The sequence below is a fragment of the Pantoea sp. 1.19 genome (assembly GCF_001922585.1).
Classification (GTDB): domain Bacteria; phylum Pseudomonadota; class Gammaproteobacteria; order Enterobacterales; family Enterobacteriaceae; genus 1-19.
Map to the genome: position 1 here is coordinate 193,641 of NZ_MRBS01000006.1, position 20,377 is coordinate 214,017.

Below are 20,377 nucleotides of genomic sequence, written 5' to 3' on the forward strand. Positions count from 1 at the left end.
GACGCCGGTGTAGCCCGGCATCCGACCGTCCGCCGCCGCTGGATCCGCCTCGCTTACCGGCGCGATCGGACCAGCTGATAGCGGCGGGTCAGGTACGTGAACGGCGCGCTCCAGACGTGCACTAACCGGGTAAAAGGGAACAGCAAGAACAGCGTCATCCCCAGCACGAGATGCGCCCGGTAGATGCCATCGACGCCCTCAAGGTACGCCGAAGCATGCCCCTGAAAGGTCACAACCGCCTGCGCCCAACCCGCCAGCTTCATCATTTCGTGACCATCCAGATGGTGCAGCGAAAAACCAATGCTGATTAGCCCGAGCAAACACTGCGCCAGCAGCAGCCCCAGAATCATGATGTCGGCATGGGTCGACGTAGCGCGTACCCGCGGCTGGTACAGGCGACGCTTCAGCAGCAGCGCCCCCCCCACCAGCGTCATAATGCCAAACACCCCGCCGGCACCGATCGCCAGCTTCTGCTTCACGTCGATCGGCAGTACCGCGGCATAGACCCAGTGCGGGGTGAGCAACCCAAACAGGTGTCCGAATAGGATACCGATGATTCCGATATGAAACAGATTAGACGCCAGCCGCATTCCCTGCGGCGCCAGCATCTGGCTGGAGCCAGCCCGCCAGCTGTATTGTCCGTAGTCGTAGCGTAGCCAGCTGCCCAACAGGAACACCGTGCCGCAGACGTAGGGATAGATGTCAAAAAAGAAGGTGGTGCAGTAGGCCATCATGTTGATTCTCCACCAGACAGGTCCAGATACTCCGCGCCCGCCTGCTGACGAAAACGCTGCTGATGCTGCTGCATTTCGTGGTCACAGCGGCGCGGATCTTCACCAAATTTCACCTGCTCTTCCTGCCAGATAGCGTCCATCGCCGCCGGGGTGTCGTCGCGCGCTTCGCCGGTCAGACGCGCCGCCAGGCTGGCGCTGCGCAGCGGGCTGTCGGCACACCGCAGCAGCGCATCCATCAGCTGGCTGAAATCACTGTCGCGCAGCCGCAGGCGCCCACCAATCAGCGCCAGGATCGGCGCGATATCCCGCACGCCCTCGCGGGCCACCGTCTCTGGCTGCAGGCTGAGATACTCCAGATACAGCGGCAGATAGTCCGGCAGCTCCCGGCGACTGAGCTGCAGCCCGGCGCGCTGATACTGCGCCAGCAGATCCACCATCGCCTGACCGCGATCGCGGGACTCGCCATGTACGTGTTCAAACAGCAACAGCGAGGTGGCGCTGCCGCGTTCGAACAGCCCGCACCACTCCGCCTGTTTATCCAGCGGCGGGGAGGCAAAATAGCGACTCAGAAACGGCAGCAGCGCCGGATCGCTCTCCCGGATGCGCCGTTCCAGCTCAGGCAGAGCCGGCCACAGCGCCTCGTCGGGATAGTCCAGCAGCAGCGCAATCACTTTTAACAAGGTCATCAGCGCCCTCCCCGCGGGGAGGCTTGCCCGACGTCAATGGCGTCAATCCGCCGACTATTAAACAGATTGAAGCGGCTGTCGCTGCCCTGGCAGCCATCACCGAAGCTGAAGCCACAGCCGTGACTTTCGCCAAAGGCATCCCGCGCCAGCTCGCGATGGCTGGAGGGAACCACAAAGCGATCTTCGTAATTGGCGATGGCCAGATAGCGGTACATCTCCGCGGCCTGCGCGGCGCTGAGTCCAACCTCCTCCAGCGCCCGCAGATCGGTTATCCCCTCCACCGATTCGGCGCGCTTGTAGTGGCGCATCGCCATCAGACGCTTCAGCGCGCGCAACACCGGTGCGGTGTCTCCGGCAGCGAGCAAATTCGCCAGATATTGCAGCGGAATACGCAGGTTCTCAACCGCCGGCAGTACGCTGTCCTCCCTCTGCGGCAGCGCGCCGGCATCGGCCAGTGACTGCACAGGCGACAGCGGCGGCACATACCATACCATGGGCAGGGTGCGGTACTCCGGGTGCAGCGGCAGCGCCAGCTGCCACTCCATCGCCAGCTTCCACACCGGAGAGGCCTGCGCCGCGTCAATCACGTTTTGCGCCAGCCCCTGCCGCAGCGCTTCGGCGATCACCTCGGGATCATGGGGATTGAGAAACACGTCGCACTGCTGAGAATAGAGATCGGTCTCCTGCTCGCTGCTGGCGGCCGACAGAATTTTATCGGCGTCATACAGCAGCACGCCCAGATAGCGGATGCGTCCGACGCAGGTTTCCGAGCAGACGGTGGGCATCCCCGACTCAATGCGCGGATAGCAGAAAATGCATTTTTCGGACTTGCCGCTTTTCCAGTTAAAGTAGATTTTTTTGTAGGGGCAGCCGCTGACGCACAGCCGCCAGCCGCGGCACTTATCCTGGTCGATCAGCACGATCCCATCTTCTTCCCGCTTATAGATCGCCCCGCTGGGACAGGTAGCCACGCAGCTGGGATTCAGGCAGTGTTCACACAGTCGCGGCAGGTAGAGCATGAAGGTCTGCTCAAACTGGCCGTAAATGGCCTTCTGCATTCGCGCAAAATTGGGATCCTCCGCGCGGCCGGCAAACTCGCCGCCCAGCAGCTCCTCCCAGTTGGGACCGCCCTCGATCTTATCCATGCGCTGCCCGCTTATCAGCGAGCGCGGGCGCGCAATCGGCTGATGCTGGCTGACGCCGGCCTGATGCAGATGCTGATAATCGAGGGTAAAGGGTTCGTAGTAGTCGTCGAGACCCGGCAGCTGCGGGTTGGCAAAAATTTTCTTCAGCACGCCCACTTTGTTACCGAGCCGCGGGACCAGCTGACCGTTGATCTTGCGGATCCAGCCGCCCTGCCATTTTTGCTGATCCTCCCAGGCTCGGGGGTAGCCGATACCGGGTTTGGTTTCAACGTTATTGAACCAGGCGTATTCTGTGCCCTCACGGCTGGTCCAGACGTTTTTACAGGTGATGGAACAGGTGTGACACCCGATACATTTATCCAGGTTCAATACCATACCAATCTGTGAACGGATCTTCATTGCGCCGCCTCCTGAACCCGATCCCGGCCTTCGTCATCCAGCCAGTCCACGCGCTTCATTTTGCGCACCATCACGAACTCATCGCGATTCGATCCCACGGTGCCGTAGTAATTAAAGCCATAGGCCAGCTGCGCATAGCCGCCGATCATATGGGTCGGTTTGGGACAGGCGCGGGTCACCGAATTGTGGATCCCACCGCGCTGACCGGTGACTTCCGATCCGGGAATGTTGACCAGCCGCTCCTGAGCGTGGTACATCATGGTCATGCCGGCCGGTATCCGCTGGCTGACCACCGCCCGCGCGGTCAGCGCGCCGTTGACATTGAACGCTTCAATCCAGTCGTTATCGGCAATCCCCAGTTCGCGGGCATCATCCTCACTCAGCCAGACAATCGGCCCGCCGCGCGACAGCGTCAACATCAGCAGATTCTCGCTGTAGGTGGAGTGGATACCCCATTTCTGATGAGGCGTCAGGAAATTGAGCGCCTTTTCGGGAAAGCCATTCGACGGAATGTGCGCCAGCCGGGCGATACTGCGGGTATCGACCGGAGGACGATAAACCACCAGGCTTTCACCAAAGGCCCGCATCCAGGGGTGATCCTGATACAGCTGCTGCCGTCCGGAAAGGGTGCGCCATGGGATCAGCTCGTGCACGTTGGTATAGCTGGCACTGTAGGAGACATGTTCATCCTCCAGACCGGACCAGGTTGGGCTGGAGATAATTTTGCGCGGCTGCGCCTGCAGATCGCGAAAGCGAATCTTTTCATCCGCTTTCGGCAGCGCGAGGTGGCGATGATCGCGACCGGTAAACGCCCCCAGCGCTGCCCAGGCCTTAACCGCGACCTGGCCGTTGGTTTCCGGCGCCAGCGTCAGAATTGCTTCCGCCGCGTCGATTGCGCTGCTGATACAGGGCTGTCCCGCCGCGTCGCCCGCCGTTTTCACCCGGTTAAGCTGGCGCAGCAGCGCGACTTCGCTGTCGGTATTCCAGTGGATCCCCTTACCGCCATTGCCAAGGCTTTCCAGCAGCGGCCCCAGTGCGGTAAAACGCTCGTACAGCGCCGGATAATTCCGGGTTACCGCCACGATCGTCGGCGCGGTTTTCCCCGGAATCAGCGGACACTCCCCGCGCTTCCAGTCTTGAATCGCTCCCCCTTGCGCCAGCTCACCGGGGGAGTCATGCTGCATCGGCTGCAGCACGACGTCGGTCTCTTCACCCAGGTGCGGTGGGCAGAGCGCCGAGAAAGATGCCGCCAATCCTTTGTAGATCTCCCAGTCACTGCGCGATTCCCAGCCGGGATCGACCGCCGCAGACAGCGGATGGATAAAGGGATGCATATCGGAGGTATTGAGATCGTCTTTCTCGTACCAGGTGGCGGTGGGCAACACCACGTCGGCGTAGAGGCAGGTGGTGGACATGCGAAAATCCAGCGTCACCAGCAGATCGAGTTTGCCCTCAATGGCGGCGTCCCGCCACTCCACCTCTTCGGGGCGCACTTGCCCCTCTGCCAGCTGCTCCTCTCCGCAGATACCGCTCTCCGCCCCCAGCAGATAGCGCAGGAGATACTCGTGCCCCTTTCCGGACGACCCAAGCAGATTGGAGCGCCAGACAAACAGATTGCGCGGGTGGTGGTTGCCGCCGTCCGGGCGCTCGCTGGCGAAGCGGATCTCGCCGGACTGCAGGGCCGCGACGGTATAATCCACCGGCGTTACGCCGGCCTGCCGCGCTCTGGCCGCAATCTCCAGCGGATTCACATCCAGCTGCGGCGATGAGGGCAGCCAGCCCATGCGTTCAGCACGCACGTTAAAATCGATCAGATGGCCGTGAAACTGCTGCGGATCGGCCAGCGGTGACAGCAGCTCTTTTACCGTCAGCTGTTCGTAGCGCCACTGGCTGGCGTGGTTGTAAAAGAAAGAGGTGCTGTTCATCTGGCGCGGCGGCCGCTGCCAGTCCAGCGCAAAGGCCAGCGGCAGCCAGCCGGTTTGCGGACGCAGTTTTTCCTGGCCGACGTAGTGCGCCCAGCCGCCACCGCTTTGTCCCGGACAGCCGCAAAATACCAGCATGTTGATCAACCCACGGTAGTTCATGTCCATGTGGTACCAGTGATTTAATCCGGCACCGAGAATGATCATCGCACGACCGTGGGTTTTATGCGCCGTTGCGGCGAATTCCCGCGCAATTTGTACAATCTGCTGGCGCGGCACGCCGCAGATCTGCTCCGCCCAGGCCGGAGTGTAGGCCGTCACGCAATCGTAGTCGGAAGCGCACTGCGCATCGTTCAGCCCGCGCTCCACGCCATAATGAGCCAGCAGCAGATCGTAGACGCTGGCCACCCGGGCGTCGCTGCCGTCCGCCAGCGTCAGCCGCTTCACCGGCAGCGTGTGCCGAATAACCGGTGACTGGGCGACGTGGCGAAAATGCGCGCGTTCCTGACCGCCAAAGTAAGGAAAACTCACCGCGACCTGCTCATCATGCTGTTCCAGCAGGCTGAGCATGAGCGTAGTGTCATCGTCGCCGGCGCGCGCCTCCAGGTTCCATTTCCCCTTCTCTCCCCAGCGAAAACCGATCGAACCGTTGGGCACCACCAGCCGTCCTCCGGCGTCAAGCGCCACGGTTTTCCATTCGGGATTATTGTGTTCGCCCAGTCCCTCTTGCAGATCGGCCGCGCGCAGCTGCCGGCCGGGAACATAGCTTCCCGCATCGTCCGGCTCCAGCAACACCAGCATCGGCATATCGGTGTAGCGGCGACAGTAGTTCAGGAAATAGTCGCTGGGGTTATCCACGTGAAACTCTTTCAGGATCACGTGCCCCATCGCCATGGCCAGCGCGCTGTCGGTGCCCTGCTTCGGCGCCAGCCACTGATCGCACAGCTTGGCGACTTCTGAATAATCCGGGGTGATCGCAACGGTTTTCGTTCCCTTATAGCGCACCTCCGTAAAGAAGTGCGCATCCGGGGTCCGGGTTTGCGGCACGTTGGAGCCCCAGGCAATCAGGTAGCCGGCGTTATACCAGTCGGCGGACTCCGGAACATCAGTCTGCTCCCCCCAGGTCATCGGCGACGCCGGCGGGAGATCGCAGTACCAGTCGTAGAAACTGAGGCTGGTGCCGCCGAGCAGAGAGAGATAGCGGCTGCCGGCGGCATAAGAAACCATCGACATCGCCGGGATCGGCGAGAAGCCCACCACGCGATCTGGCCCGCAGTGTTTCACCGTCCAGACATTGGCGGCCGCAATCAGCTGATTGACCTCCTGCCAGCTGGCGCGCACAAAGCCGCCTCGTCCACGCTGGCTTTTGTAACCCTTCGCCCGCGCGGGATCGCTGACCAATGCGCCCCAGGCTTCCACCGGATCGGCATGTTGCGCCAGCGCCTCGCGCCACAGCGCGATCAGCTGCTGTCTGACCAGCGGGTATTTGAGCCGGTTCGCACTGTAGAGATACCAGGAGTAGCTGGCGCCGCGTGGGCATCCGCGCGGTTCGTGATTAGGAAGGTCCGCGCGCGTGCGCGGATAGTCGGTTTGCTGGGTTTCCCAGGTCACCAGGCCATTTTTCACGTAGATCTTCCAGCTGCAGGAGCCGGTACAGTTGACGCCGTGGGTGGATCGCACCATTTTGTCGAACTGCCAGCGCTGACGATAGCCGTTCTCCCAGTCGCGATTCCTGTCCAGCGTCTGGCCGTGCCCCGCCGAGAAGCGGTCGCCCTTTTGTCTGAAATAGCGCAGGCGATCCAGTAAGTTACTCATTATATTCTCCTGCCAACAGGGTTAGCTCGCCGCATGGCGACCGTAGACGCACCAGGTGATCAGCACGCAAACGACATAAAAAATCAGGAAGAGGTTCATTGCGCCGACCGGTGAACCGGTCATCGCCAGCGAGGTGCCAAATGCTTTCGGAATAAAAAAGCCGCCCAGCGCGCCAATGGCGGAGATAAAGCCCAGCGCGGCGGCGGTGTCGGTGACGGCCTCGTGCTGTGCAGCGGCATCGCTGCCGCCGCGCGCTTTCACTCGCGCCAGCGTCAGACGCCGAAAAACGACAGCAATCATCTGGAAGGTGGAGCCGCTGCCCAGTCCGGCGGTGATAAACAGCCCCATAAACACGGCGTAAAACGCCGGAAAATTCCCCTCATCACCGCCGCCAGGCAGGGTCAGGAAGAGCAAGGCGCAGCACAGCGCCATCAGGATAAAATTGATAAGCGTTACGCGTACGCCGCCAAACCGGTCGGACAGCATCCCACCGGCGGAGCGCGCCAGCGCCCCGAGCAGCGGACCAAAAAACGCCAGCCGGACGATGTCAATGGCCGGAAACTGCGTTTTCGCCAGCATGGCAAAGCCGGCAGAAAAGCCGATAAACGAGCCAAACGCCGCCAGATAAAGCAGGCCCAGCAGCCACAAATGCAGCCGCCGCAGCACCGGCAGCTGTTCACGTATCGAGGCGCGAAAGCCGGCAATGTCATTCATTCCCCACCCGGCGGCCAGCGTGGCCAGTACCAGCAGCGGCACCCAAATCCAGGCGGCATTGGCCAGCCACAATGCACTGCCATCCGCCTGGGTCACACCGTCAGCGCCGAAAAAGGCGAACAGCGGCACGCTCATTACCAGCGGCGCAATCAGCTGCATCACGCTCACGCCGAGATTACCCAGACCGCCGTTGATACCCAGCGCGCTGCCCTGCAGGTTTTTAGGATAAAACAGGCTGATATTGCCCATGCTGGAAGCGAAATTAGCGCCGGCAAAGCCGCACAGCAGGGCAATAAGCACCATAACCCCGTATCCGGTGTCGGGATGCTGCACCACATAGCCCAGCCAGGCGCAGGGCAGAATCAGCAGGGCGGTGCTGATCATTGTCCACGTTCTGCCACCGACCATGGGCACCATAAAAGAGTAAGGCACCCGCAGTAAGGCGCCGGACAGCGCAGGAAGCGCGGTGAGCATAAATAACTGATCGGTGGAAAAATGAAAGCCGACCTTATTCAGATTGATCGCGACAACACTGAATAATTGCCAGACGCAAAATGACAGTAGCAGCGCCGCGACCGATATCCCTAAATTCCTTCGGGCGATGGCCTGCCCGCTTGCATGCCAGAAGCGGGCATCGTCAGGTTTCCACTCCGTTAAAAGTCCGCGCTGCGTTGGTTTTTCCACACCGTCCCCCTTCATCCCTCTCAGACCATCTGTTGCGTGCTGATGTGATGAGCAATGTAGGGGGGAATGCCGCGTGGAATACTGCGTCACATCAATAAAAATGCCGTTTCTCACCGCGCCCAGCGGCAGGTGTTATCGATATAACTTACTAATTTTATTAAAATAAATCGCAGGACACACCTGCTACTAAGCGGATTAACGCGGTGAAAAGAGGCGGGCGCACAGGCGGAATTAGAAGAATTCGCGGTAGCCGGAGATCATCACATAAACGGCGAAATAGCTAAAAATCAGCGCTGAGGCAAAGTAGCAGTAGCGCAGCAGCTGGCTGCCCAATACCCGCCCCCCGAGCGATCCGGCCGCGCACAGCAGCGCACTCCAGACGATCCCTGCAGTCAGAAAGCCACCGAGAAACAGGCCGGCGGTGGCGGTACCGCTCTGCCCCATGCGGGCGATGAGCGCGCCGCCCACGCTGGCAAACCATAAAATGGCGCTGGGCGAGGACATGGCCAGTACGATCCCGCGCAGGAACTCTCGCCGCGGCGGTCGGGCCTGCGCTCTCGCCGTCAGCGGGATCGCATGATGCTGGCGCAGCGCGGTCAGCAGCATTTTACCGGCGAACCACAGTAGCACGGCACTGCCGCCGAGCCACAGCGCCCAGCGCACGCTGGTGAACTGCAGCAGAACGCTCATCCCCACCAGCGCCAGCAGTGCATAAATCATGTCGCCCACGCAGGTCCCCAGACCCAGCCATAGCCCATGAAAATACCCGCGCTGCATCGCCAGCGTGAGCATCGCGATGTTGGCGATGCCAATGTCGAGACAGAGTGACAGACTGAGTAAAAATCCGTTGGAAAATGGTAGCATATCCTGGTCCAGTGCGTTGAGCCGGGCCTGAGGCGCTACGCGCGGGGGACCCGATGAAATTCACCTCAGTATGCCTCTGAAAAACTGACAATTGTTGAAAATTTAGTTATTCAGTTGAGTAACCACTCAAAAAAACACAAAAAATTTTAACACTTAATATAAAATTCTTATTACACGGACTGCAGCGCTTATGGAAGAGACGCACAACAGCTGGATGCCTTCATCTTTACCCTGTTTCATCGGGCACAGCGTTATTGTGCACCAGGTTTATGGCAAATTAAGAGGTTAACATTATGGGAGACAGCTCCTCTCCTTCACGCATCATCGGCATATTGACGGCGCTATTCGCCACGCTGACGGGCATCTACCTGCTCGCCGGAGGCGCCTGGCTGGCCGCGATCGGCGGGTCATGGTATTACGTCATCAGCGGCGCGGTGATGCTGATGATTGCGGTGATGATGTGGCGGCGCAACAGCCGCGCGCTGGTCATCTACGCATTATTACTGCTGGCCACGCTGGCGTGGTCAATTTGGGAGGTCGGCTTTGACTTCTGGGCGCTGGCACCGCGTACGGGCGTACTGGTGATTTTTGGCGTCTGGCTGATACTGCCGTTCGTCTTCCGCTTCTTCCACGCGCCGCGTAAAGCGGGCATCAGCGCGATGCTGGTGGTACTGCTGGCCTGCGCCGCCGCGCTGACCTGGGCGGGCTTTAACGACCCGCAGGAAGTGAACGGGACGCTGCCCGCCGCCGGCCAGGCCGCCAGCAGCCATCCGAACATTGCCGATGCTGACTGGCCGGCCTATGGCCGCGATCAGGAAGGCACCCGCTACTCACCGCTTAAGCAGATTAACGAAAGCAACGTTAAGAATCTGCAGCCGGCGTGGACGTTCAATACCGGCGACGTCAAGCGCGACAGCGATCCGGGTGAGATAACCAACGAAGTGACGCCGATTAAAGTCGGTGACATGCTGTACCTCTGCACGCCGCACCAGATTCTGCACGCGCTGGATGCAGCGACCGGTAAAGAGAAGTGGAAGTTTGATCCGCAGCTGAAAACCGACCCGAGCTTCCAACACGTAACCTGCCGCGGTGTCTCTTACCATGAAACCCCGGAAGTGAAAGCGCTGGCGGATAAATCGCAGGCCGCCATGTGTGCCCGTCGCATCCTGCTGCCGGTCAACGATGGTCGCCTGTTTGCGCTGGACGCGAAAACCGGAGAGCGCTGCGCGGACTTCGCCAACAACGGTGAGCTCGACCTGCAACACCTGCAGCCGGTAAAAACCCCGGGTATGTACGAGCCAACCTCGCCGCCGATCATTACCGATACCACAATCGTGATTGCCGGTGCGGTGACCGATAACTACTCGACTCGCGAGCCATCCGGCGTGATCCGTGGATTTGACGTTAACAGCGGCAAGCTGCTGTGGGCGTTCGATCCGGGCGCCAAAGATCCGAACGCCATCCCGGCTGACGGTAAGAGCTACTCGCTGAACTCGCCAAACTCGTGGGCGCCGGCGGCCTATGACGCCAAACTGGACCTGGTTTATCTGCCAATGGGCGTGACCACGCCGGATATCTGGGGCGGTAACCGCACGCCAGAGCAGGAACGCTATGCCAGCAGCGTCATCGCGCTGAACGCCACCACCGGTAAACTGGCGTGGTCCTATCAAACCGTGCATCACGATCTGTGGGACATGGACCTGCCGGCTCAGCCGACCCTGGCGGATATTACGGATAAAAACGGTCAGACCGTACCGGTAATCTACGCACCGGCCAAAACCGGCAACATCTTCGTTCTGGATCGCCGCACCGGTGAGCCGGTCGTGCCAGCGCCGGAAAAACCGGTTCCGCAAGGCCCGGCAAAAGGCGATCGCCTCTCCGCGACACAGCCGTTCTCCGACCTGAGCTTCCGTCCGAAGAACGACCTGACCGGCGCAGACATGTGGGGAGCCACCCTGTTTGATCAGCTGGTGTGCCGCGTAATGTTCCACCAGCTGCGCTACGAGGGCATCTTTACTCCGCCGTCAGAGCAAGGCACGCTGGTATTCCCGGGTAATTTGGGGATGTTCGAATGGGGAGGCCTGGCGATTGATACCGACCGTCAGATTGCCATTGCTAACCCGATGGCGCTGCCGTTTACTTCCAAGCTGATTCCGCGCGGTCCGGGTAACCCGATGGAGCCGCCAAAAGGCGCCGCCGGTACCGGCAGCGAATCCGGTATCCAGCCGCAGTATGGTGTCCCCTACGGCGTGGAACTGAATCCGTTCCTGTCACCGTTTGGCCTGCCGTGTAAACAGCCGGCCTGGGGTTACATTACCGCCATCGATCTGAAAACCCACGATGTGGTGTGGAAAAAACGCATTGGGACCGTGCGCGACAGCGCGCCCGTACCGCTGCCGTTCAAGATGGGTATGCCGATGCTCGGCGGCCCGGTCACTACCGCAGGTAACGTGTTCTTTATCGCGGCAACGGCGGATAACTACCTGCGCGCCTTCAGCACCAATACCGGTGAGCTGCTGTGGCAGGCTCGTCTGCCGGCAGGCGGACAGGCCACGCCGATGACCTATGAGGTTGACGGTAAGCAGTATGTGGTGGTCATGGCCGGTGGACATGGCTCTTTCGGTACCAAGATGGGTGATGCACTGGTCGCCTTCGCGCTGCCAGACGAGAAGTAATTTTCCTTCTCTGCGATCGCCGGGCGGGGTTTTCCCCGCCCTTTTTTTATCCGCTGTCATACGATTTTCATATCGCTAAAAAATAGCTTTTTCGCCAGTAAGTTAGCTCACCTCTCCGTGACTTAAGCCAAATCCCCCTTCCCGCCTGCCCAGGCGCTGCTGACAAGCCGGACGCCGTCGGTTTACCCTGCAGAGAGACTCAGGCCGCATTGCTTCGGCTGAATTCATTGCGCTATGCCCAGAGGGCTGTTCGAACTATGGCAAACCCACGCGACATCGTAGAACTGAGCCACCATATTCGCCGTCTGGCAAACGGTAAGATTGCGGATATTAATGACATTAATCGCGAGACCACGTTTCTGGCCCTGAATGCCCTGATTGAAGCGGCCCGCGCCGGAGAAGCCGGACGCGGCTTTGCCGTGGTTGCCAATCAGGTCAAACAGGTCTCAACCGCTATCGCGGCCATGACTACCAGTCTGAACCAGGAGCTGGCCGGTGCGCTGACCCGGCTAACGCACCTGGGCGATGCGATGATCCAGCAGCTGCAGCAGCATGAGCAACATCGCTACGCAGACCTGGCGCTGAATATGATCGATATCATCGATCGCAACCTGTATGAACGCTCGTGCGACGTTCGCTGGTGGGCGACCGATGCCGCCGTGGTTAACTGTGCAACCTCACCGGAGCCATCCTGCTGCCGGCACGCTGCCGAACGGCTGGCGGTGATCCTGAGCAGCTATACCGTGTACCTGGATATCTGGATCACCGATGTGCAAGGTCGCGTGCTGGCCAGTGGACGGGAGGGGCGCTACCCGGTGCGGGGCAAAAACGTCGGTCATTTGCCGGTGGTGAAACAGGCGCTGAACACCGCCAGCGGTAACGACTATCAAACGGCGGATATCACCTCCCTGCCGCTGCTGGACAACGCCGCGGTCGCCACCTACGCCACGGCAATCCGTGAACAGGGGGCGACGCACGGTAAACCGGTTGGCGCACTGCTGATCTTCTTTGACTGGGCGCCGCAGGCGCAAACGGTGGTCAGCAGCGTGCGTCTGAGTGAGGCAGAGTGGGTGCGCACTCGCTGTATGCTGTTGGATTCACAGTGCCGCGTGATTGCCAGCTCCGATCCGGCGCTGTCGCTGGGTCAGGCCTTCGATCTGCGCACCGGCGGCCGGCCAGGCGGTATCTGGCAGCCTGAGCCCGGACGCACCGTCGCTTTCGCGCTGACGCCGGGGTACGAGAGCTATCAAGGGCTGGGCTGGTACGGTGTGATTGAACAGCGCGAGTAAGCGCATAAAAAAGGGGCGGAAATCGCTTCCGCCCCGGAGAGGGTCATGGCTAGCGCCGCTTCAGCAGCAGCAGCACGCTGAACGCGAGGAAGGCCGCACTGGGCAGCAGCGCACCGAGGAACGGTGGCAGGCCATAGACCAGGCTGAGCGGACCAAAAATCTGATCCAGCACGTAGAATAGAAAGCCAAAGCTGATACCGGTGATCACCCGTACGCCCATCGATACGCTACGCAGCGGGCCAAAGATAAACGACAGCGCCATCAGCATCATCACCGCCACCGACAGCGGCTGGAACACTTTGCTCCACATATTCAGCAGATAACGTCCGGACTCCTGACCGCTCTGCTTCAGGTATTTGGCGTAGTTATACAGGCCGCTGATCGACAGCGCATCCGGATCCAGCGCCACCACGCCCAGCTTGTCGGGCGTCAGGGTAGTTTTCCATTCGCTGGTCAGGGTCTGGCTGCCGGTGATCTGCAGCGGGTTGGTCAGATTTGATTCATCCACCTGCGACAGTTTCCAACTGCGGCTGTCGGGATCGTAGGTGGCCGATGCAGCATAGCGTACGGTTTGCAGTCGACGCTGATCGTTGAACGTGTAGATACTGACGCCGCTGACTTCGTTATCGCTTTTTAAGCGCTGAATATAGATGAAGTTGTTGCCGTCTTTTGCCCACAGGCCGCTCTGCGTGGCTAACAGCGAGCCGCCGGAGATTAATTGCGCGCGGTAGTTACGCGCATACTGCTCTCCCTGCGGCGCCAAAAATTCGCCGACCGCCATGGTCAGCAGCACCAGCGGAATCGCGGTTTTCATCACCGATCCGGCAATCTGCAGGCGGGTAAAGCCGGATGCCTGCATCACCACCAGCTCACTGCGCTGTGCCAGCGCCCCCAGTCCGAGCAGCGCGCCCAGCAGCGCGGCCATCGGAAAGAAGATCTCGATATCCTTCGGTACGCTGAGCAGCGTATAGAGTCCGGCGGCCGAGGCCGAATACTCCCCCTGCCCGGTTTTTCGCAGCTGATCGACGAATTTGATGATTCCCGACAGCGATACCAGCATGAACAGGGTCATCATGATGGTGTTAAAGATGGTTTTACCAATGTAACGATCAAGAACGCCAAACATCAGACGGACCCTCCGCGGGTAAAGCGCGCACGGAGGCGGCGCATCGGCACGGTATCCCACAGGTTCAGTACCACCGCAAGCGCCAGATAACTGAGATTAACCAGCCACATCCAGATGGCCGGGTCCAGCTTACCTTTGGCGCCGTTGGAGCGCAGCGAGCTTTGCAGCAGGAAGAAAATCAGATAAAGCAGCATCGCCGGCAGCATTGACAGCACGCGTCCCTGGCGCGGGTTCACCACGCTGAGCGGCACCACCATCAGCCCCATCACCAGCACCGAGAAGACCAGCGTCAACCGCCAGTGCAGTTCGCTACGAAACTCCGGTTTGTCACTGGTAAACAGCGTGGCCAGCGGTGCCTGATCGGCATCGTTGGGGTCCAGCGTCACCGCCTGATGTCCCACGATGGCCTGATAATTCACAAAGTCGGTGATGCGGAAGTCGCGCAGCAGCGCGGTGCCCTCAAAGCGGGTCCCCTTATCAAGCGTCACCACCTGGGAGCCATCGGCGCGCTCGCTCATATGGCCGCCGTCCGCCAGTACCACCGACGGACGGGCATTACCCTTTGGCCGCAGCTGGGCGAGGAAGACGTTGTGAAACTCGCGGCCGTTGACGCGCTCAATGAACAGCACCGAATTGCCGTCACCCGACGGCGTAAACTTGCCGGCGGCCAGCGCCGCGGTGCCGGGATTCGCTTTGGCGTTCTGCGTGACCTCGTTTTGGTATCGCGACGACCAGGGGCTCAGCCACAGGACGTTGACCGCCGCCAGCGTGGCGGTCATTAGCATCAGCACTCCGGCGGCTTTGACCAGCACCGCTTTGCTCAGGCCGCAGGCGTGCATAACGGTGATTTCGCTGTCGGTATAGAGCTTACCGAGCGTCATCAAAATCGCCAGAAAAAGACTGAGCGGCAGGATGAGCTGCGCCATTTCCGGCACGCCCAGTCCCAGCAGGGTCAGCACTAAGTTTGTGGGAATTTCGCCATCCACGGCCGCACCGAGGATCCTGACCAACTTTTGACAAAAGAAGATCAGCAGCAGGATAAACAGTATAGCCAGCTGACTTTTAAGGGTTTCCCGAACCAGATATCTTATGATGATCACGCTTCATACGCCTGTGAAAACTTGTCTTTTTGCAGGAAAATCGCTAGTTTCATCGCTTATTCGCCATTTTTTCTCATCAATGGCTGACGTCATAGCTAAAATGGTATGACAACAATCGCGTTTTGGGGATGAAGTTGCAAAAAAAATCACCAAAACAAACTCTGACGTCCGTTTGACACTTTGTTGTGCGCCAGGTTTTGAGCCACACATTCTAACGGTAGCGGACGCCGTTGTCTTTAAGATTCAGGAGAGTGCATGGAGTTCAGTGTAAAAAGCGGTAGCCCGGAAAAGCAGCGTAGCGCCTGCATCGTCGTGGGCGTCTTCGAACCGCGTCGTCTGTCACCCATCGCCGAACAACTCGATAAAATCAGCGATGGCTATATCAGCGCACTGCTGCGCCGCGGCGAACTGGAAGGCAAAGTGGGGCAAACCCTGCTGCTGCACCACGTACCGAACATTCTTTCTGAACGTATCCTGCTGATCGGCTGCGGCAAAGAGCGCGAGCTGGATGAGCGTCAGTATAAGCAGGTCATTCAGAAAACCATCAACACCCTGAACGATACCGGTTCGATGGAGGCGGTGTGCTTCCTCACTGAACTGCACGTCAAGGGCCGCAACACCTACTGGAAAGTGCGTCAGGCGGTGGAAACCGCCAAGGAAACCCTCTACTCCTTTGACCAGCTGAAAAGCAACAAAGTGGAGCCGCGCCGTCCGCTGCGTAAGCTGGTCTTCAATGTGCCAACTCGCCGCGAGCTGACCAGCGGTGAGCGCGCCATCCAGCACGGTCTGGCCATTGCGGCCGGGATTAAAGCGGCAAAAGATCTCGGCAATATGCCGCCAAATATCTGTAATCCGGCTTATCTGGCGTCGCAGGCTCGGCAGCTGGCCGACGCGTTTAGCCAGAACATCACTACCCGCGTCATCGGCGAACAGCAGATGAAAGAGCTGGGCATGAACGCCTATCTGGCGGTGGGTGCCGGATCGCAAAACGAATCCCTGATGTCCGTGATTGAGTACAAAGGCAATCCGGATGCCGAGAGCAAGCCGATCGTTCTGGTGGGCAAAGGCCTGACCTTTGATGCCGGCGGGATTTCGCTGAAGCCCGCGGAAGCGATGGACGAGATGAAATATGACATGTGCGGCGCGGCGGCAGTGTACGGCGTGATGCGCATGGTGGCAGAGCTGAACCTGCCGCTAAACATCGTCGGCGTACTGGCCGGCTGTGAGAACATGCCGGACGGCCGCGCAATGCGGCCGGGTGATGTACTGACCACCATGTCCGGACAGACGGTAGAAGTGCTGAATACCGATGCCGAAGGCCGCCTGGTGCTCTGTGACACCCTGACCTACGTCGAACGCTTCGATCCGGACGTGGTGATTGACGTCGCGACGCTAACCGGCGCCTGCGTCATTGCGCTGGGTCATCATATTAGCGGCCTGCTGTCTAACCACAACCCGCTGGCTCATGAGCTGATCGGCGCCTCCGAGCAGGCCGGCGATCGCGCCTGGCGCCTGCCGATGGCCGACGAATATCAGGAGCAGCTGGAGTCGAATTTTGCCGATATGGCGAACATCGGCGGCCGTCCGGGCGGAGCGATCACCGCCGGCTGCTATCTGGCGCGCTTTGCCCGCAAGTATAACTGGGCGCACCTGGACATTGCCGGTACCGCCTGGCGCTCCGGCAAAGCCAAAGGCGCTACCGGCCGTCCGGTAGCGTTGCTGTCTCAGTTCCTGCTCAATCGCGCCGGGCTGAACGGCGACGAATAACGCGGTAGTGGGCGGGATGCTCCCGCCCTGTCTGCCGCCAGACCGCGGGCGAGGGTCCCTTCGCCCCGTCGGAGAAACGGAACATGAAAAACGCCACCTTCTACCTGCTGAACACGGATGCGCAGAGTGACAACCTGAGCACGGTCGAGGCGCTGGTCTGCGATCTCGCCGCCCTCCACTGGCGCAGCGGGAAGCGGATCCTGATCGCCTGCGAAGATGAGCAGCAGGCCATCCGCCTGGATGAAGCGCTCTGGCAGCGGCCGGCCAACGCCTTTGTACCGCATAACCTCGCCGGTGAAGGACCGAAGTATGGCGCACCGGTGGAGCTGGCGTGGCCACAGCGGCGCGGCAATGCCCCACGCGATCTGCTGATTAGCCTGCTGCCGCAGCTGGCAGATTTTGCCACCGCTTTCCATGAAGTGATAGACTTCGTCCCTCACGACGATGCACAGAAACAGCTGGCGCGCGAACGCTATAAAGCCTATCGCAGCGTCGGATTCCACTTGAATACGGCTGCGCCGCCACAGCCGCAAACGACATAGCAGAGAATGGACAAGACATATAACCCGCAAGATATCGAGCAGCCGCTCTACGAGCACTGGGAACAGCAGGGCTACTTTAAGCCAAATGGCGATACCTCTCAGGAAAGCTTCTGCATCATGATCCCGCCGCCGAATGTGACCGGTAGCTTGCACATGGGTCACGCTTTTCAGCAAACCATCATGGACACGATGATCCGCTACCAGCGGATGCAGGGTAAAAACACCCTGTGGCAGGCGGGCACCGACCACGCGGGCATTGCCACGCAGATGGTGGTGGAACGCAAGATTGCCGCTGAAGAGGGAAAAACGCGTCACGATTACGGCCGCGAAGCCTTCATCGATAAAATCTGGCAGTGGAAAGCCGAATCTGGCGGTACCATCACCCGCCAGATGCGTCGCCTGGGCAACTCCGTCGACTGGGAGCGTGAGCGTTTCACCATGGATGATGGCCTGTCCAATGCGGTGAAAGAGGTGTTTGTCCGCCTGTACAAGGAAGACCTGATCTACCGCGGTAAGCGTCTGGTTAACTGGGATCCGAAACTGCGTACTGCGATCTCCGATCTGGAAGTGGAAAACCGCGAGTCCAAAGGCTCTATGTGGCATATCCGCTATCCGCTGGCCGACGGCGCCAAAACCGCGGAAGGCAAAAATTACCTGGTGGTGGCCACCACCCGTCCGGAAACCCTGCTGGGCGATACCGGCGTGGCGGTCAACCCTGAAGATCCGCGCTACAAAGATCTGATCGGCCAGTATGTCGAGCTGCCGCTGGTCGGCCGCCGCATTCCCATCGTCGGTGACGATCATGCCGATATGGAAAAAGGCACCGGCTGCGTGAAGATCACCCCGGCACACGATTTTAATGACTACGATGTGGGCAAGCGCCACGCGCTGCCAATGATCAATATCTTCACTTTCGACGGCGACGTCCGCGAAGTGGCTGAGGTCTTTGACACCCACGGTAAAGAGTACAGCGGTATCGACGGCACCCTGCCCGCCGCCTTCCAGAAGCTGGAGCGCTTTGCCGCCCGCAAGGCGATCGTGGCTGCCGTGGAGGCGCTGGGCCTGCTGGAAGAGATTAAACCACACGATCTGACGGTGCCTTACGGCGACCGCGGCGGCGTGGTGATCGAGCCGATGCTGACCGACCAGTGGTACGTCCGTACCGCGCCGCTGGCAAAAGTGGCGGTCGAGGCCGTCGAGCAGGGCGAAATTCAGTTTGTACCGAAGCAGTACGAAAATATGTACTTCTCCTGGATGCGCGATATCCAGGATTGGTGTATCTCTCGTCAGCTGTGGTGGGGCCACCGCATACCGGCATGGTATGACGACGCCGGCAACGTCTACGTCGGCCGCAACGAAGCCGAAGTACGCGCCGACAACCAGCTGGCCGCTGACGTGGTGCTGCGTCAGGACGATGACGTGCTGGATACCTGGTTCTCTTCCGGCCTGTGGACCTTCTCGACCCTCGGCTGGCCGGAAAATACTGAAGCGCTGCGCACCTTCCATCCTACCAGCGTGCTGGTAAGCGGCTTCGACATTATCTTCTTCTGGATCGCCCGCATGATCATGCTGACCATGCACTTCATCAAAGATGAAAACGGCAAGCCGCAGGTGCCGTTTAAGACCGTGTACATGACCGGGCTGATCCGCGATGAAGAGGGGCAGAAAATGTCGAAGTCCAAGGGCAACGTGATTGACCCGCTGGATATGATCGACGGTATCAGCCTTGAGGATCTGCTGGAAAAACGCACCGGTAATATGATGCAGCCACAGCTGGCGGAGAAAATCCGTAAGCGCACCGAAAAGCAGTTCCCGAACGGCATTGAGCCGACCGGCACGGATGCGCTGCGCTTCACCCTCGCGGCGCTGGCTTCGACCGGACGCGACATTAACTGGGATATGAAGCGCCTGGAGGGCTACCGTAATTTCTGTAATAAGCTGTGGAACGCCAGCCGCTTTGTGCTGATGAACACCGAGGATCACGACTGCGGCTTTAGCGGCGGTGAGCAGGTGCTGTCGCTGGCGGACCGCTGGATCCTGGCCGAATTCAACAATACGGTGAAGGCCTTCCGCGACGCGCTGGACAGCCATCGCTATGATATCGCGGCCAACGTGCTGTATGAGTTCACCTGGAATCAGTTCTGCGACTGGTATCTCGAGCTGACCAAACCGGTGATGAGCAGCGGTAGCGAAGCCGAACTGCGCGGCACCCGCCACACGCTGGTGACGGTGCTGGAAGCGCTGCTGCGTCTGGCACATCCGATTATTCCGTTTATTACCGAAACCATCTGGCAGCGCGTAAAAGGACTGAAGGGTATCACCGAGGATACCATCATGCTGCAGCCGTTCCCGCAGGTTGATGCTACCCGCACCGACGACGCGGCGCTGGCGGATACCGAGTGGCTGAAACAGGCGATCATTGCGGTACGCAACATTCGCGCCGAGATGAACATCGCACCGGGCAAACCGCTGGACGTGCTGCTGCGCGACTGTTCACCGGCAGCACAGCGCCGCGTCGAGGAGAACCGCAGCTTCCTGCAGAAGCTGGCGCGTCTGGAAAGCCTGACCCTGCTGGCCGCCGGCGAAAAAGGTCCGGTGTCGGTGACCAAACTGATCGACGGTGCCGAACTGCTGATCCCGATGGCCGGACTGGTAGATAAAGCCGCCGAGCTGGAGCGTCTGGCGAAAGAGATTGCCAAGCTGGACGTGGAAGTCGGCAAAATTGCCGGCAAGCTGGCTAACGAAGGCTTTGTCTCGCGCGCCCCGGAAGCGGTCGTCGCTAAAGAGCGCGAGCGCATGGCGGAGTTTGAGCAGGCAAAAATCAAGCTGATTGAGCAGCAGGGTGTGATTGCCGCCCTGTAACGCCCCGTGAGTGTGATCCATCAGGGCTGCCTCCGGGCGGCCCTTTTTTTCGC

General features: G+C 60.0%; 13 protein-coding genes. 5 read left to right on the top strand and 8 right to left on the bottom strand.

Annotation, left to right across the window (positions count from 1 at the left end):
* Window positions 1-53: 53 nt before the first annotated feature.
* From narI to BS626_RS12795, 6 genes are all read right to left on the bottom strand, one after another.
* Window positions 54-731, bottom strand: a complete 678-nt coding sequence (narI, locus tag BS626_RS12770; protein ID WP_075182819.1) for a respiratory nitrate reductase subunit gamma — start codon at window positions 729-731, stop codon at window positions 54-56.
* A complete protein-coding gene (gene narJ, locus BS626_RS12775) occupies window positions 731-1,420 on the bottom strand; it encodes a nitrate reductase molybdenum cofactor assembly chaperone (RefSeq protein ID WP_075182782.1) in 690 nt (229 codons plus the stop codon). Before narJ ends, narI begins: the two co-directional genes overlap by 1 nt.
* The gene (gene narH / locus BS626_RS12780; RefSeq protein ID WP_075182783.1) at window positions 1,420-2,964 is read right to left on the bottom strand and encodes a nitrate reductase subunit beta; all 1,545 of its coding nucleotides are present in this window, start codon (window positions 2,962-2,964) and stop codon (window positions 1,420-1,422) included. The genes narJ and narH overlap by 1 nt, the downstream gene beginning before the upstream one ends.
* Entirely contained in the window at window positions 2,961-6,701 is a 3,741-nt protein-coding gene (locus tag BS626_RS12785; RefSeq protein WP_075182784.1) for a nitrate reductase subunit alpha, read from the bottom strand. The genes narH and BS626_RS12785 overlap by 4 nt, the downstream gene beginning before the upstream one ends.
* A 21-nt stretch (window positions 6,702-6,722) precedes the next feature.
* Window positions 6,723-8,114, bottom strand: a complete 1,392-nt coding sequence (locus BS626_RS12790; protein ID WP_075182785.1) for a NarK family nitrate/nitrite MFS transporter — start codon at window positions 8,112-8,114, stop codon at window positions 6,723-6,725.
* Window positions 8,115-8,330: 216 nt separating this feature from the next.
* On the bottom strand, window positions 8,331-8,963 hold the full coding sequence (locus tag BS626_RS12795) for a LysE family translocator (protein WP_075182786.1): 633 nt from the start codon (window positions 8,961-8,963) through the stop codon (window positions 8,331-8,333).
* Window positions 8,964-9,256: 293 nt separating this feature from the next.
* Between BS626_RS12795 and BS626_RS12800 the strand changes: the two genes are divergently transcribed.
* Both BS626_RS12800 and BS626_RS12805 read left to right on the top strand, forming a co-directional pair.
* Entirely contained in the window at window positions 9,257-11,638 is a 2,382-nt protein-coding gene (locus tag BS626_RS12800; RefSeq protein WP_075182787.1) for a glucose/quinate/shikimate family membrane-bound PQQ-dependent dehydrogenase, read from the top strand.
* Between the two features lie 257 nt (window positions 11,639-11,895).
* Window positions 11,896-12,927 (top strand): methyl-accepting chemotaxis protein, encoded by a 1,032-nt coding sequence (locus BS626_RS12805; RefSeq protein ID WP_075182788.1) that lies wholly within the window; start codon window positions 11,896-11,898, stop codon window positions 12,925-12,927.
* Window positions 12,928-12,976: 49 nt separating this feature from the next.
* On the opposite strand, the gene lptG is transcribed toward BS626_RS12805, so the two are convergent.
* Together lptG and lptF are read right to left on the bottom strand one after the other, a co-directional pair.
* A complete protein-coding gene (gene lptG, locus BS626_RS12810) occupies window positions 12,977-14,053 on the bottom strand; it encodes an LPS export ABC transporter permease LptG (RefSeq protein WP_075182789.1) in 1,077 nt (358 codons plus the stop codon).
* The gene (lptF, locus tag BS626_RS12815; protein WP_075182790.1) at window positions 14,053-15,153 is read right to left on the bottom strand and encodes an LPS export ABC transporter permease LptF; all 1,101 of its coding nucleotides are present in this window, start codon (window positions 15,151-15,153) and stop codon (window positions 14,053-14,055) included. The genes lptG and lptF overlap by 1 nt, the downstream gene beginning before the upstream one ends.
* A gap of 255 nt (window positions 15,154-15,408) precedes the next feature.
* Here lptF and pepA point away from each other — a divergent pair, with 255 nt between their 5' ends.
* From pepA to BS626_RS12830, 3 genes are all read left to right on the top strand, one after another.
* Complete coding sequence (gene pepA / locus BS626_RS12820) at window positions 15,409-16,920, top strand: leucyl aminopeptidase (protein WP_075182791.1); 1,512 nt, start codon at window positions 15,409-15,411, stop codon at window positions 16,918-16,920.
* Between the two features lie 83 nt (window positions 16,921-17,003).
* On the top strand, window positions 17,004-17,462 hold the full coding sequence (locus tag BS626_RS12825) for a DNA polymerase III subunit chi (RefSeq protein WP_075182792.1): 459 nt from the start codon (window positions 17,004-17,006) through the stop codon (window positions 17,460-17,462).
* 6 nt (window positions 17,463-17,468) lie between these two features.
* Window positions 17,469-20,324, top strand: a complete 2,856-nt coding sequence (locus tag BS626_RS12830) for a valine--tRNA ligase (protein WP_075182793.1) — start codon at window positions 17,469-17,471, stop codon at window positions 20,322-20,324.
* Window positions 20,325-20,377 lie beyond the last annotated feature (53 nt).